Consider the following 14,151-nt stretch of genomic DNA (forward strand, 5'->3'; position numbering starts at 1 on the left):
CTTTTTGGGTTCACTTCATTGATGAATGGTGGGTTTTTATCGTAAATCGATTCTACCACTTACTGATGTATACAGAAAATGTTATCTTCAACATACGACGAAAAATTATATTATAAATTGATCAAAATGTTTTTGCTACAAATTCTGCTAAATGCGCACATAAAACGGCGGCATACGTTCCAACAACATTCCCTACAATTGCCATTAATAAACCAACTGGTGCTAACGCTGGTTGGAAAACAGATGCTACAACAGGTGCTGAACTTGTTCCTCCAATATTACTTTGCGACCCTACTGCCACAAAGAATAGCGGTGCTCTCATAATTCTAGCAGCTAAGAAAATACATATAATATGAATCATCAACCAAACGACTCCTAGTAACATGTAATGAGGTGCTTCAATTACATATACTAAATCTGCTTGAGCCCCAATGGTTGTAAGTAATAAATAAATTCCTGCATACCCAATTTTACTAGCGCCGTAATCCTCTAATTTACGAACCTTTGTAAAGGATAGTATGACACCCACTGCTGAAATAATCATAATTGTCCATGTTGATGCTGACATAACAGATGTTACAGGCAGCATTTCAGCAAATTTACGTACCACAAAAGCGACACCTAAACCAAGCCCTAGCATACCAAGAAATTGTGGTACTTGAATTGGTCGACTTCTTTCTTTTTCTACAGCGCCTATTTGCTTGTTTAAATTTTCAACTACTGAATTATCAGCCTTGTTCCATTTGTTAAACTTATGTTGAAACCCAGCTAATGCAATCATAATTCCCATCCAGCTATAACCTACAACAGTATCCACAACAATAACTGGTGCTAATACCTCTTTAGGTGTTCCAACTGCATCGATCATCGCAGCCATATTTGCTGAACCACCGATCCAACTTCCTGCTAAAGCAGCAACCCCTTTCCAAGCATCCTCTGGTAAGAATGGCTGGAAAATAGCAAGTGCAATTGGTCCACCAATTACAACACCAATTGTTCCTGATAAAAACAAGAACAGTGCCTTTGGTCCAAGTCGCAATGTTGCAGAAACATTCATAGATAACAGCAATAATAATAGCCCGAATGGCAATATATATGCCGAAACAAAACTATATAATGGTGACTGCGCTGGTGTAATACCAAACGTCGTCGATAACATCGGCAAAAAGTATGCCCATATTAGCGGTGGCGCATAATGAAAAAACTTTTGAATATATTGATTTTTGCATTCTGCCAGCATAAAAACAGCACCAAGAAGCGCAGCAAAATAAGCCATTAAGGCCATTGGTTCTTGGATTAATGCAGTTTGTGTTCCCTCTGTCATTTTGTTTCCCCCTCTTATGTATCATCTAATGTTGCCCCAAAAATTATATTAGCATAATCTAACATAGTTTCATATCATTTATTTTATATTTTTTCTAACTTTTCTCTCTTGCGTAAACTATCATAAAAATTAAGTAAGTGAAATTTTAATTTAGGACATGAATTTATATTTTCATGAAAAAGTGGTAAAATGGTAATACGTTTGTTTTTTCAGAATTATAAAAACAAATATAATACTAGTAGTTTTTTTATAGGGGGAGTTTCATGACTTACACATTAGCAACTAGAATGAAAGCATTTCAATCTTCTATATTTAGTGAATTAGCAGCTTATAAAAAAGAAAAAATTGCAGCAGGTCATCAAATGATCGATTTAAGCATTGGCAATCCCGATATGCCTCCTGCTGATATTGTACGAGAAGCGATGGTACATACAGCAAATAAAAATGAAAGTTACGGTTATACCTTAACAGGTATTCAAGAATTTCATGAATCAGTAACTGAATATTACGATAACAATCACAATGTTACATTAGATCCTAATAATGAAGTCTTATTATTGATGGGTTCTCAAGATGGTCTTGTTCATTTACCTATGGTTTTTGCAAACCCAGGTGATCTTATTTTAGTTCCTGATCCTGGTTACACAGCCTATGAAACGGGTATTCAAATGGCAGGTGCAGAACCTTATTTCATGCCTTTAAAGAAGGAAAATGACTTTTTACCTAATTTACAAGATATTCCTGAGGAAATTGCGAAACAAGCAAAAATGATGATATTAAACTTCCCTGGAAATCCAGTTCCAGCAATGGCACATGAAGATTTCTTCAAAGAAGTAATTGCATTCGCAAAACAGCATCATATTATTGTTGTGCATGATTTTGCCTATGCTGAATTTTATTACGATGGAAAAAAACCAATCAGTTTCTTATCTGTTCCTGGAGCAAAAGAAGTTGGCGTGGAAATTAATTCTTTATCAAAAAGCTATAGCCTAGCAGGTAGTCGCATTGGTTATATGATTGGCAATAAAGAAATCGTAGGTGCACTAGCGCAATTTAAATCAAATACAGATTATGGCGTATTCTTGCCAATTCAAAAAGCAGCATCTGTTGCTTTGCGTCAAGGCGCTACATTTTGCGAGAAAAATCGTATCATTTATCAAGAACGTAGAGATATTCTAGTTGATGGCTTTGCCGCTTTCGGATGGCACGTCGATAAACCAGCTGGTAGTATGTTCATATGGGCTGAAATACCAAAAGGTTGGACTTCATTACAATTTGCTTATGCATTAATGGATCGCGCAAATGTCGTTGTAACTCCTGGTCATGCTTTTGGACCACATGGCGAAGGCTTTGTGCGCATCGCACTTGTGCAAGATAAAAAAGCATTACAACAAGTTGTTGAAAACATTAAAAATAGCGGTATTTTCTCTCAAGAAAAAACAGAAGCTTTAATAGAAAACTAATGATAAATCCCCTGCTTCCTGTAAGTTGGGGATTTATCATTTAAAAATTGGAGGTTTTTATGAATAAGATAAATATTACCGATACACTTCCTCATCGTTACCCATTTTTAATGATTGATAGAATCATAGAAATTGAAGACGGGAAATCAGTGAAAGGATATAAATTCATTACAAATAATGAATGGTTTATAAATGAGAATCAAAATAGCATGCCTCACATGTTAATTGTAGAAGCACTTGCGCAGCTTGGCGCGTTCGTAGGAACAAGTGATTCTAATGGACTCGGATTTCTCTCTTCATTAGATGGGGTCACATTTCATGGAACAGCAATGCCTGGTGACAAGCTAGACTTACAATATGAAGTTTTACGAAACAAACGAGGATTTATTCTCGGAAAAGGAATTGCTTCTGTAAATGGTGAACCAATTGTTATAGTTGAGAAGTTATTAGTTTATATGACTAAATAAAAAAATGAATGATATATAACTAACACTACCTTTTTAAAATGAAGAGCGCATCCAGCCGTGCATAGCAACGGTCAGATCCCTCTTCTACCCCATACCGAATTTAGAACAAAAGAAGAAAAAAAGTGTGAGTTCCTTTTTTGTATGCAAGTCAGCTGATACGTCGAAAAATTAAAATAGATTTATATAGATATTCGATATTATAATTCCACAATGATAAGGAGTGCAAAAATGAAGAGCACCGTTGGTATTGATGCTGGTGGAACATTAACAAAAATCGCTTATTTTGATCAAAACAATACACTACATTTTGAAAAATTTTACTCCCACGAACAAAATAAAATTAAAGATTGGTTACATAACAATACATATATTCGCAAATTATCTATAACTGGTGGTAAAGCTGATCAATTACATACATTATTTTCAGGAGAATATCAAATAGAGTCCCTCCCTGAATTCGAAGCTACGCTTGCAGGTGTTCATTATCTCATTGGCAAACAAAATCATTCTATTCATAACTTTGTTTTAACAAATATCGGTACAGGAACGTCTATTCACTATGTTAATAACAAACAATACATTCGTGCTGGTGGAACTGGTGTTGGGGGAGGAACGATCATGGGACTCGCAAAACTACTAACAAATGTCGATCGTTTTGAAGAAGTCATCAAGCACGCAAAACTAGGATCACGGCAAAATCTCGATATAACAGTTGGAGATATTTATAGTGGAATTCTATCTCCTATCGATCATCATTTAACAGCTAGCAATTTTGGAAAAGCCGCTATCCATGAATCTGATGGTAATCACTCCGATTTACTCGCTACTCTTCAAGGTCTTGTTGGCGAAGTAGTCACTGCGCTTAGCCTTCAGTTTGCAGAAACAAAAAATCTAGATCGTATCGTTTATATTGGATCTACACTATGCAATAATACACACCTACAAGAAATTATAGGTAGCTATACTGTGTATCAAAATAAAAAACCTATTTTCTTACAAGATCATGGTTTTAGCGGGGCGATTGGCGCTTTATTGCGTACAGCAAAATAAAGTGAAACTTTAATCAGTGGGGATTTTCTTCATCCCCCATTGATTCTCATCCCTCACCAATTGGGCTTTTACGAACAGTTGATGCGGGATAAATGAATAATAAAGAAAGGAGCCTCTATGAAAGAAAAAACATTACTCAAAATTGAAAAAGATATCGAAAATCATAACTTAGGAAAAGCAAGAGAACGACTTCACGGCTTAATCCAGGCTTATCCTGACGACCTATCACTTCGCAAAAAATTAGGTGATATTTATTTCCGCCTGCAATATCCAACAATGGCCGGACGCTATTGGTATCTTGAAGAAAACAAAACACCTGAAATGCTTCAAGCATGCCAACAATTTGAAAAATCGATGGGCAATAGTCCCAATGAGATTGTAAGAGCTCTGAAATTTAAAGGAGATTCTGCGATACTAAATCACATTTCCTTACAATATAATCCCCCTACTATACAAAGTCGTGTAGCCGAACAAATTGTCCAAGGACCTGAAGGAAATTGGAAAGATAACTTCGTTCACTTTGGATGTATTTCTATAATAGTGGCAATCTTTATTTCTACTTGCATTGGTCTATATACTATTTTCAATTGGTTATTTTCATAATATATGATTCAATACAAAACCCTTACTTTTATCAAAAAAGCAAGGGTTTTTATCTATACAATAGTGATTTCTTAGCAATCCCCCCTGTAGACCTAACAAAATTATTAGCCCTTACTCTCACTCACATTTCCTTAACCTTTATGGGCATCCATACAGTCATATAGGTTTTAACCTACATATTGTACATAAAGTAATTATTTACTGTTTTTAGGGATTATTGGTACACCGCCTACCTTAAATGAATGGGGGTATGAAAATGATACATTTTAATTCTTTTCATGGGACCGTCACCATGATTAGTGATTTCATTGTAGGGCAAAATGCTGAAGGAGAAGGCTGCTATAAATTAATATCTGTAGAAAACGGATTGGGGAATATAGTAAATTTCGTCGTTTCACCCACAACTTACTTTGTAGACCATGTAGTGATTTCAGTAGGAGATAAAGTGACTGGATACTATGATGGAAATGCACCTGTCCCTCTTATATATCCGCCGCAGTACCGAGCACTTGTAATGGTAAAAGATACCCCTTATCAGAATGTAAAAGTAGATTACTTTGATAGTCAACTGAAAAGTAGTGATGGACAATTACAATTAAATCTATCTCCATACACCCAAATCGTCTTAACAAATGGGCAACCCTACTCAAAAAACCCTACAAACCGAAATCTAATTGTTATCTATGGACCTGCCACAAAAAGTATCCCAGCCCAAACCACACCCTATAGAATCATAGTTTGGTGTTAAAGGTTATTATAGAAACTGTCTGTTTTGCAAATAGTTGTTCTAACACAAAAAACTCGTCATGATTGGCGAGTTTTTTGTGTCGGGGTCCAGAAACTTCATACGAAGCATGTTCTTATTTTGACTTATAAAAGTTTTTTCAATTAACCTGCCCTGTTAGCACAATAAGAAAAAATGTGCCTCTACTTATTGTAGAAACGCACCCGTTAGTAAAAGAAGAAATGAATGAATCACCCTAGTCTGATTCCACAGCCGATGAATGTGTTTTCGTTATATGAACTGACCGTAAGAATGCATTTATCTCTCCTACAGAATAAATATATAGCTCATGCATTGCACGCGTACAAGCAGTATAAAATAATTTCCGTTCACTCTCTCTACTATATATTTTCTTTGATGCATCATAAATGATAACCGCATCAAATTCTACACCTTTTGATAAATACGATGGGACAATCAAAACACCTTCATCAAACGAACTCGTTTCTTTCTTAATGAGACGAACTTGTAATGATGCTTGCAGGGCATGGTACGCTTCTTCACTTTCTTCCGCTGTTTTACAAATAACCGCAATTGTTTTGTGACCATCTCGTTGCAACTGTTGAATTTGCTCTGTCACCTTATGATGAAGTGCTGCTTTGCCTTCCACTTCCATTATAATGGGCTTATTGCCGTTACGCTGAAACGGTTCAATTTCATCGCCATCTGTAATTAACTGCTTCGTAAATTCAATAATTTGTTTTGTGGAGCGATAACTTCTCTTAAGAACGATTCTTTCACTCAGTTCTTCCCCGTACAACGTACTTAATTGTGAAAATTCATTCTCTGATGCATGTTCGTAAATCGTCTGATTAAAATCACCTAGTATCGTCATTTTTGTATGCGGGAATATTCGTTTTAAAAATGCATATTGAAATGCTGAATAATCCTGCGCTTCATCAATGAAGATATGTTGCACAGATGTATTTTTTTGCACTTCTTCCAGCTGATCTTTCAAATATAAATAAGGCGTTGCATCTTCATATGACATATAAAGATTTTGTATATTTTCTATTGTTTCCTTACATATTTCATTCCATCTTTGCGATAATTTATGTTCTTCTACAAGCTGTTTAGCGAACGCAGGATCTTTAAATAACTGTATATAAAGTGCCAGTGTATGAATAAATCGTAAATTCTTCACCCGTCTTTTAAGCGGTTTAAAATGCTCTTTTACAACAATCGCTGCTAGCATCTTCTGTTCCCGCTCAAAATCATCAAATGAACCATTTGAATGTTCTTCTTCTCGTTGCAATTGATGATACACTTTCGCATATGTTTCTTTATCTAATAACTGTATCTCCTCTTCCACCCATAACTCTTTTCTTTCTATTTTTTCTTGTTTTCTTACCTCTTTTAATAACCACTCGGAAATTAACTTGATTCGGTTTGGAATTCGGATTGAAGAATCAAATTCATAAAACTTTTCTTTCATCTGTTCTTTAGAGATTAATACGTTCCCTCTAAATTTTATATCTTTAAATAACATACCTTCTCGTTGTAAATAAGCTACATACTGATCTACCACTTCAATAAAATCAGTGCTTGCTTTATACTTAATTCCTTCTAATCGAGTTTCATAATTTTTTTCTTCCATTCTTGTTAGTACATATTCCATCTGTGTAAATGGATCTTCTAGCTCGAATTTCTTATCAATATGACTCTCTAAGTATTCTTGAAATGTTGTTTGCTTCATATTGTCTTCCCCAAGTTCCGGTAAGACTGTAGAAACATAACTATTAAACATCGAGTTCGGAGAAAAAAGAACGATTTGATCAGCATGTAAAGTATCGCGATATCGATATAATAAATACGCGACGCGCTGAAGTGCTGCCGATGTTTTACCGCTTCCTGCCGCTCCTTGCACAACAAGTAATCGACTTTTTTCATTTCGTATAATTTGGTTTTGTTCTTTTTGAATTGTTGAAACGATACTTTTCATTTGTGTATTCGCATTATTTCCTAATACTTCTTGCAGTAATTTATCACCAATCGTAACACCTGTATCAAACATACTTATAATTTGGCCATTCCGAATTACATATTGTCTTTTTAACGTCATTTCACCCGAAATCGTATCATTCGGTGCCACATATTTTGCTCTTCCTACCGAATAGTCATAATACAAGCTTGATATAGGAGCTCGCCAATCATATACGAGAAATTGTTCCGTCTGTTCATCATAGAATGAGTGTATACCAAGATAAATAGCATCCTCACTTTTTTCCCCATCTTCTAAAAAATCTACCCTTCCAAAGTATGGTGATTGTTGTAATCTTTTTAACCCTTTTAGTTGATTATAAGCATGGCGATGACTTTGCTCTCGTTCAGATAATAACTCTGCCTGTTGTTTAATACTCGCTGCTGTTTCAATAGCATCTTCTGTAGTATCAACATTCACTGTTACATCGTCCCAAAAGTGTTTACGGATCTGAACAACATCTTTTGTTGTTGCACTTGTATAATGCTCTAATGTATCAATATGTTTTTCGATCTTTCCAACTACGTCTTCCACACGATGTTGTTCGTTTTTCCATTCTTGACTTGTTTTTTTCATATCGCCACTCCTTATCAACTGATCGTTCTGATACTCATTGTTTGATGCAATTAAAATTTCAATTAAAAGTTTGACAAACAAGCATTTAGTTTGTTATAATTAAATTGGATAAATATTGAGTTTTTAACATAAAAATAAACAATGAGCGTTTTTCCATTCTAACACATATATATGAAAAAGCAATAAAAAGGAGATACAAATTTGTATCTCCTTTTCTTATTTCAAAAATCCCATTATTGATTCTCCACTTTCTCCAATACGTTCAACACTTACTTTTTCAATTACACATTGCAATCCTGCGCTTAATTTCGGCATCTCCTCTGCAACTTCCATTTTTCATTTTCTTTTCGTCCAACTGTAATATGCGGTATATGGGGTATATCCCTTTGCAGAATTTAACTTTCTTCAACTTATCTATCTAATCCCCCATCCTTTTATAACTGAGCCTGTGGTACATCTTCAAACTATTAAATTTGCAATCTTTGTAAAATGAGTCCAAGCACAATTGCTATTTCTCAAATAACATATATGGACAATTAAAGATAAGGAGAATAAAATACGTATGGCTGATTATTTTTATAAAGATGGTAAAAAGTATTATAAAAACCAATCGCATTCGAACCACCAACAAAATAACTGTTTTGTTGAGACTCATACTATCGCCGGTTCAGGAACCAATTTAACTGGAAATATACCTGTAACCATTTCTCTTGAAACCACTACTCCACAAACCGTATTTGAAGATTTCACCAAAAATCATAATAAAACATTAATTCAGTTATTCGTTGTTGGTCAAAGTGCACCTGTTGAAGTAACTATTCGAACAAGAGGGTCTCGCACACCAATTATCGCTACATTACAACCCGTTCAAACAAAAATATTTCAGGTTGAAGATTTCCAAAGCCTTACTCTTACAAGACAGGAAGGCCCTTTCACTCTTGTTACCTTATTTGTTCAAAAAACATTTTGTATCTGCTGTAATAATCAAGATAATTCTTGTGATGAGTATTACGGCGAAGATGACGACTGTTGTTAAATTAACAAAAAGAATCCTTGCTATATAGGATTCTTTTTGTTTTACTCCATTATCATCTAATCATTCACATTTATTCACTATTTCATTTCCTTTTATCGGTTTATGCATATTAAATCAATACTGCAATACATAAAAGCATCGTTATTAACGATGATGAATCTCCCTATATGTTACCTTCTCTCCTAAAATATTTATTTAACACGATCTATATCATTTTTCACACTGTTTGTTCTAAAGAAATTTTCCGAATACATATGCCATTAATCACAAAATATAACACGATTAGGCCACTAGAAATCATTATGAACGAAGGGATATTCATCAAAACTTCAGTTTTTGTAAGCGTCATTTTTAGGCCCGTTCCATAAAATACACTTGTTAAGCCTATAAAAAAGATTGAACCAATCGCGCACCCAATCCAGTTAAATCTTTGCTGGAAAATAACAATACCTTGGAAAAGGCTCGCTACCGTAACATAAAGTAAAAACTGCACAAAGAATTGTTCAATTAAACTACCTAACAAACTATTACTTTCTACAGGATAAAATAAGCCCGGTAAAAAAAGAATTTGAAGAAACGAAAAGAATGCTGATTGTAAAACAATATAACAAGTCGATCCAATAAAAAATTGTAACCTCGTTGTGCCAAAAGAAACAGCTAAGTGAAATAAATCTAACTGTATAAAGAAAGCACTCACTACAATGAAAAATATAACTGCAATAGAAGGATTGTTAATAATATCTTGTAAAAAGTCAATTCGTATATCTTTTATATATTTGAGATTTGGTAAACTTTGAATAATGAACGCCAAAGCCCAAAATGCGATAATAGCTTTGTAATGATAATTGATTTGTAATTTCAACTGTTTCATTAACATCTTCACTCTACATCACCATCCGTTATGTAAATAAATAATTTCTGAAGCGAAACTCCCTCAATTTCTAAACTTTCACTTTTGATATAATCATAGTCTTCTTCACATAAATCTTCCCAAATAACGCCAATTCCTTTGTTCCCAAAGTATTCTCGATGAACAACATATTTATTTATCATAAATTCATTCACGGTATCTTTTCGTCCTGATATGCAATGGGCTTGCTGCAAGAAATCTTCAACAGCTGATTGAACAATTACTTGTCCATCCTTCAAAATCAACACATCTTCGACAATATGTGCTACCTCTTCTACTAAATGCGTCGATAAAATAATTGTTCGCGGGTGATCACCATAATCTTCTAATAAAACGTTATAAAATAACTCTCGGTGCGCTGCATCTAAACCGGTCGTCGGTTCATCAAAAATCGTAATAGGTGCCCGGCTCGCTAATCCTTTAATGATCCCAACAACAGTTTGCATACCGTGTGACAATCTATGATACTTTTGATTCATATCCAATTGAAACTTTACCGCAAGTTCCTCCGCAAACATCCCATCCCAATTTTTATAAAATAAGTTACATAACTTAAAAATCTCTTTCACTTTATAACTCATATAATTTTCTTCTTTCACCTTTACAAAACAAATATTTTGCAATGCATGACTATTTTCATATACATTTTCACCAAATATAGATACACTGCCTTCACTTGCGACAATTTGTCCAGCGAGAAGATGCAATAGCGTTGTTTTCCCTGCCCCATTTCGACCAAGCAAACCATATATTTTATTCTCTTCTAGCGAAAAGGTTAATTCATTTACAGCGATCTTTTTCTTATATTGTTTTGTTAACTTTTCAGTTTTAATTGCGATTGTCATTCTTTTCCCTCCTTTGTTGCCACTTGAATCATTTGAATGAGCTCTTCTTTCGAAATTTCAAGTACTTTCGCTTCTTCCAACACTTTAGGCAAAAATTCATTTTGAAAAGTGCTTTGCCGCTTCTTTAATACCACTTCCTTCGCCCCCTTTGTAACAAACATTCCAATCCCCCTCTTTTTATATAAAATCCCTTCATCCACTAACAAATTTACTCCTTTCGCCGCTGTAGCTGGATTAATTTGTAGCATCTTTGCAAATTGGTTTGTTGACGGAACCTTTTCTTCTTCAAGTAGGATGCCTTTTAAAATATCCGATTCAATCGTTTCTGCGATTTGTATGTATATTAATTTATTTTGTTCAAGAGACTGTTTCATATTTTCACCCCCTTAGGTTCATAGGTTCATTACTTATGTAATTAACCATACCACAAGAATATATTTCCATTCAATATTTTTCCATGATTTTTCACAAAAAAAGTATCATACCTTGAGGGATGATACTTTTTTTACCAAATCATTTAATTAGCTTTATAATTATAAATCGGCTTAATAATACGTTTAATATCAATTGCATCTTTCGTATTTTCAACAATCTCATTCATAGGCTTATATACCATTGGTGCTTCATCTAAAGTACTTTGAACAACAGATGTCGTCCAAACGTCATTCATTGCATTTTTAAAATCATCTAAACTCAGCACTTCTTTCGCTTTTTTTCTACTCATGATACGTCCAGCTCCATGTGGTCCAGAGAAATTCCAGTCAGGATTCCCTTTTCCGTAGGCAATAATTGATCCATCTCTCATGTTGATTGGAATAATTACACGCTCTCCTTCTTGGGCTGAGATAGCACCTTTTCTTAGAATCATATTGTCCATATCTATATAGTTATGAATTGTAGTAAATTGATCCACTACTCCCCATCCCATTCTAGTTACAATCTCATCAATCATAGCTTTTCGATTTAACTCCGCGTACTTTTGTGCAATCTTCATGTCATTCATATAATCTTTAAAGCCTTGGCCTTCTAAATATGCTAATTCTTTACGAACCACAGGTTTCTTAATTTGCTTTAATGCATCTTGAATTTCTGATTCCCTCCCTTCTGCTTTCAAATTTTCAACCATCTCATCTTTAATTGATTTCACATTCATCAGTTGTTCATAAGCAAAATTTTGATAGTATTCTGCAATTTGTTTACCTAAGTTACGTGATCCACTATGAATTACAATATAAACATTTCCCTTTTCATCTTCATTGAGCTCAATAAAATGATTTCCGGAGCCAAGCGTACCAATACTTTTTTGAGCACGTTGTAAGGTAAACGGTGCTCTCACATCTCGAAAATCAATTTGCTTCGAAAATGTATGCCTACTATCCCGAATGCTAAACCCACTCGGTACATATTTACGAATGGTTTCATCTAAATGATCAAAATTAATTTCCTCTTTTTTCTTATCAATGATCACAACTTCCATTCCACAGCCAATATCTACCCCGACTAAATTCGGTACGATTTTATCTTGAATTGTCATTGTTGTTCCAATTGTACATCCTGCTCCTGCATGTGTATCAGGCATAATCCGAATTTTGCTTTCCCTCGCAAATTCCTGGTTACAAAGATCAACGATTTGTCCTGCTGCAGTCTCTTCAACATTGTTTGTAAACACTTTTGCTTTGTTGTATTTTCCTTGAAATTCAAGCATGCCATTTTCTCCCTTCTTAACAAAAAGAATTGTTATATGCATTTCACTAAAATAATATCCTTCACCACAAACATTCCATACTTCTTCAAGGCTCCCCTTCAAAACATAAACATTTTAATCAAAATTAAAAATTTTCAATTTTTTGGTTTACAATTATCCATTAATTGTATATAATTACTAACGTAAGCAAAAATTCTAAAAGGAGGTCGAATGAAATGATGAAATTAAAATTAACTGTTGCATCTGTTTTACAATTAAATATGAATTCGGCCACCCTAATGGAGAATTGAAAATCGTTCGGTATTTTCTTTAATTAACAAATTCGCCACAGGAGGTCGTATACTTTCCTGTGGCTTTTTCATGCCCTGCCGCAGGAGAACTGTATCCTTCTGTGGCTTTTTTGTGCGATTTTTTAATCTCTAACACTATTTCTTTTCGAAAGGAGCAATCATTCCATGACTTTTCACGTGCTTTTTTTCAGCATTACAATTCAACGAAAACAATTATCTCAAATAGAAATGTTGCATGAACAACACATTCAAGATGCTATGAATGACATAAAGGAGCGTCAATGTCCTTACAGTAGTCACCTGTAATTCCTTTACGAAAGGAGGAATTCATTTATGACGTTTCATATTTTCTTTTTTACGTTTACCCTTCAGAAGAAATCTTTATCTGAAACTGAGATTTTACGTAAACAACAATTAAAAGCGATTACGGAAGAAGTAAAAGATCGCAAGAGTTCTTATTACAATCAAATGTATTAAAAATTTATATAAAAGGAGTAATTACCTTATGAAATTCCGAGTATTCTTTTTAACCATTACTGTTCATAAAAGTAGAGTTTCTGAAGCCGAAGTCTTACATGAACAGCAGATTCAACAAATTATGACTGAAACAAAAGAACGTCAAGTTTCTTATTACAATCAAATGTATTAAAAATTTATATACAAAGGAGCAATTACCTTATGAAATTCCGAGTATTCTTTTTAACCATTACGATCCACAAAAGCAGATTTTCTGAGTTCGAAATGTTACACGATCAACAAATTCAACGCGCTATGAATGAAGTGAAAGAACGTCAACTCCCTTATTGTAGCCACTTATAATTCCTTTATGAAAGGAGGAATTCACTTATGAAAGTTCATGTTTTCTTTTTAACAATCACGATTGAAAAGAAGCGATTATCTGAAGCAGAAATGGTGCAAGAACAGCAATATAAAAAAGCAAGAGATAATATCCGAGATCTGAGAAGTAAATATTATACACATCTATAATGACGTAAGTTAAATTTAAATGAAAGGAGAGAATTATGATGTTAATGGTACGCTGCAAGGAAATGATTTGGATAATTGAGAGGGATTCCACATAGTCCAATGTGGAATCTATTCATTCCTTCAAAAAAGT

General features: G+C 34.2%; 17 protein-coding genes and 1 pseudogene. 11 read left to right on the forward strand and 7 right to left on the reverse strand.

From position 1 onward, the window contains the following. Window positions 1-121 precede the first annotated feature (121 nt). Complete coding sequence (locus tag CN373_RS19430) at window positions 122-1,324, reverse strand: DUF819 domain-containing protein (protein ID WP_000134705.1); 1,203 nt, start codon at window positions 1,322-1,324, stop codon at window positions 122-124. A gap of 263 nt (window positions 1,325-1,587) precedes the next feature. Here CN373_RS19430 and CN373_RS19435 point away from each other — a divergent pair, with 263 nt between their 5' ends. From CN373_RS19435 to CN373_RS19455, 5 genes are all read left to right on the forward strand, one after another. After that, window positions 1,588-2,787 (forward strand): LL-diaminopimelate aminotransferase, encoded by a 1,200-nt coding sequence (locus CN373_RS19435; protein WP_098359968.1) that lies wholly within the window; start codon window positions 1,588-1,590, stop codon window positions 2,785-2,787. A gap of 68 nt (window positions 2,788-2,855) precedes the next feature. Next, the gene (locus CN373_RS19440) at window positions 2,856-3,254 is read left to right on the forward strand and encodes a 3-hydroxyacyl-ACP dehydratase FabZ family protein (RefSeq protein ID WP_033664714.1); all 399 of its coding nucleotides are present in this window, start codon (window positions 2,856-2,858) and stop codon (window positions 3,252-3,254) included. Window positions 3,255-3,482: 228 nt separating this feature from the next. After that, window positions 3,483-4,304, forward strand: coding sequence for a type II pantothenate kinase (coaW, locus tag CN373_RS19445; protein WP_098359970.1), 822 nt, complete (start codon window positions 3,483-3,485; stop codon window positions 4,302-4,304). Between the two features lie 117 nt (window positions 4,305-4,421). Beyond that, on the forward strand, window positions 4,422-4,907 hold the full coding sequence (locus CN373_RS19450; protein ID WP_000660811.1) for a DUF6584 family protein: 486 nt from the start codon (window positions 4,422-4,424) through the stop codon (window positions 4,905-4,907). Between the two features lie 256 nt (window positions 4,908-5,163). Next, complete coding sequence (locus CN373_RS19455; RefSeq protein ID WP_098359971.1) at window positions 5,164-5,655, forward strand: hypothetical protein; 492 nt, start codon at window positions 5,164-5,166, stop codon at window positions 5,653-5,655. Between the two features lie 232 nt (window positions 5,656-5,887). On the opposite strand, the gene helD is transcribed toward CN373_RS19455, so the two are convergent. Both helD and CN373_RS26205 read right to left on the reverse strand, forming a co-directional pair. After that, the gene (gene helD / locus CN373_RS19460) at window positions 5,888-8,248 is read right to left on the reverse strand and encodes an RNA polymerase recycling motor HelD (RefSeq protein ID WP_000753787.1); all 2,361 of its coding nucleotides are present in this window, start codon (window positions 8,246-8,248) and stop codon (window positions 5,888-5,890) included. Between the two features lie 216 nt (window positions 8,249-8,464). Then, a pseudogene (locus tag CN373_RS26205) lies at window positions 8,465-8,640 on the reverse strand (2'-5' RNA ligase family protein); the annotation flags it as partial. Window positions 8,641-8,810: 170 nt separating this feature from the next. Here CN373_RS26205 and CN373_RS19470 point away from each other — a divergent pair. Further along, window positions 8,811-9,284 carry a hypothetical protein gene (locus CN373_RS19470; protein WP_000796387.1) on the forward strand — a complete coding sequence of 158 codons (474 nt, stop codon included), beginning with the start codon at window positions 8,811-8,813 and terminating at the stop codon, window positions 9,282-9,284. 217 nt (window positions 9,285-9,501) lie between these two features. On the opposite strand, the gene CN373_RS19475 is transcribed toward CN373_RS19470, so the two are convergent. The 4 genes from CN373_RS19475 to CN373_RS19490 all read right to left on the reverse strand — a co-directional run bounded on the left by CN373_RS19475 (window position 9,502) and on the right by CN373_RS19490 (window position 12,744). Continuing rightward, window positions 9,502-10,161 (reverse strand): DUF4052 family protein, encoded by a 660-nt coding sequence (locus tag CN373_RS19475; protein ID WP_098359972.1) that lies wholly within the window; start codon window positions 10,159-10,161, stop codon window positions 9,502-9,504. Window positions 10,162-10,163: 2 nt separating this feature from the next. Then, window positions 10,164-11,039: an ABC transporter ATP-binding protein gene (locus CN373_RS19480; protein ID WP_098359973.1), complete on the reverse strand. Its 876-nt coding sequence runs from the start codon at window positions 11,037-11,039 to the stop codon at window positions 10,164-10,166. Continuing rightward, window positions 11,036-11,413, reverse strand: coding sequence for a GntR family transcriptional regulator (locus CN373_RS19485; protein ID WP_000814121.1), 378 nt, complete (start codon window positions 11,411-11,413; stop codon window positions 11,036-11,038). Before CN373_RS19485 ends, CN373_RS19480 begins: the two co-directional genes overlap by 4 nt. A 143-nt stretch (window positions 11,414-11,556) precedes the next feature. Further along, the gene (locus CN373_RS19490; RefSeq protein WP_098360053.1) at window positions 11,557-12,744 is read right to left on the reverse strand and encodes an RtcB family protein; all 1,188 of its coding nucleotides are present in this window, start codon (window positions 12,742-12,744) and stop codon (window positions 11,557-11,559) included. Between the two features lie 455 nt (window positions 12,745-13,199). Here CN373_RS19490 and CN373_RS19495 point away from each other — a divergent pair, with 455 nt between their 5' ends. From CN373_RS19495 to CN373_RS19515, 5 genes are read left to right on the forward strand one after another with little or no spacing between them, the layout of a single operon-like run. Continuing rightward, the gene (locus CN373_RS19495) at window positions 13,200-13,340 is read left to right on the forward strand and encodes a YrzI family small protein (RefSeq protein WP_098359974.1); all 141 of its coding nucleotides are present in this window, start codon (window positions 13,200-13,202) and stop codon (window positions 13,338-13,340) included. Window positions 13,341-13,367: 27 nt separating this feature from the next. Next, entirely contained in the window at window positions 13,368-13,511 is a 144-nt protein-coding gene (locus CN373_RS19500) for a YrzI family small protein (RefSeq protein ID WP_000142703.1), read from the forward strand. A gap of 28 nt (window positions 13,512-13,539) precedes the next feature. After that, window positions 13,540-13,683 (forward strand): YrzI family small protein, encoded by a 144-nt coding sequence (locus CN373_RS19505; RefSeq protein WP_098359975.1) that lies wholly within the window; start codon window positions 13,540-13,542, stop codon window positions 13,681-13,683. 29 nt (window positions 13,684-13,712) lie between these two features. Then, entirely contained in the window at window positions 13,713-13,853 is a 141-nt protein-coding gene (locus CN373_RS19510; protein WP_098359976.1) for a YrzI family small protein, read from the forward strand. A 27-nt stretch (window positions 13,854-13,880) separates the two neighbouring features. Further along, window positions 13,881-14,021, forward strand: coding sequence for a YrzI family small protein (locus CN373_RS19515; protein ID WP_000862894.1), 141 nt, complete (start codon window positions 13,881-13,883; stop codon window positions 14,019-14,021). Window positions 14,022-14,151: the final 130 nt, after the last annotated feature.

It is taken from the genome of Bacillus cereus (genome assembly GCF_002561295.1).
Taxonomy (GTDB): Bacteria; Bacillota; Bacilli; order Bacillales; family Bacillaceae_G; genus Bacillus_A; species Bacillus_A cereus_S.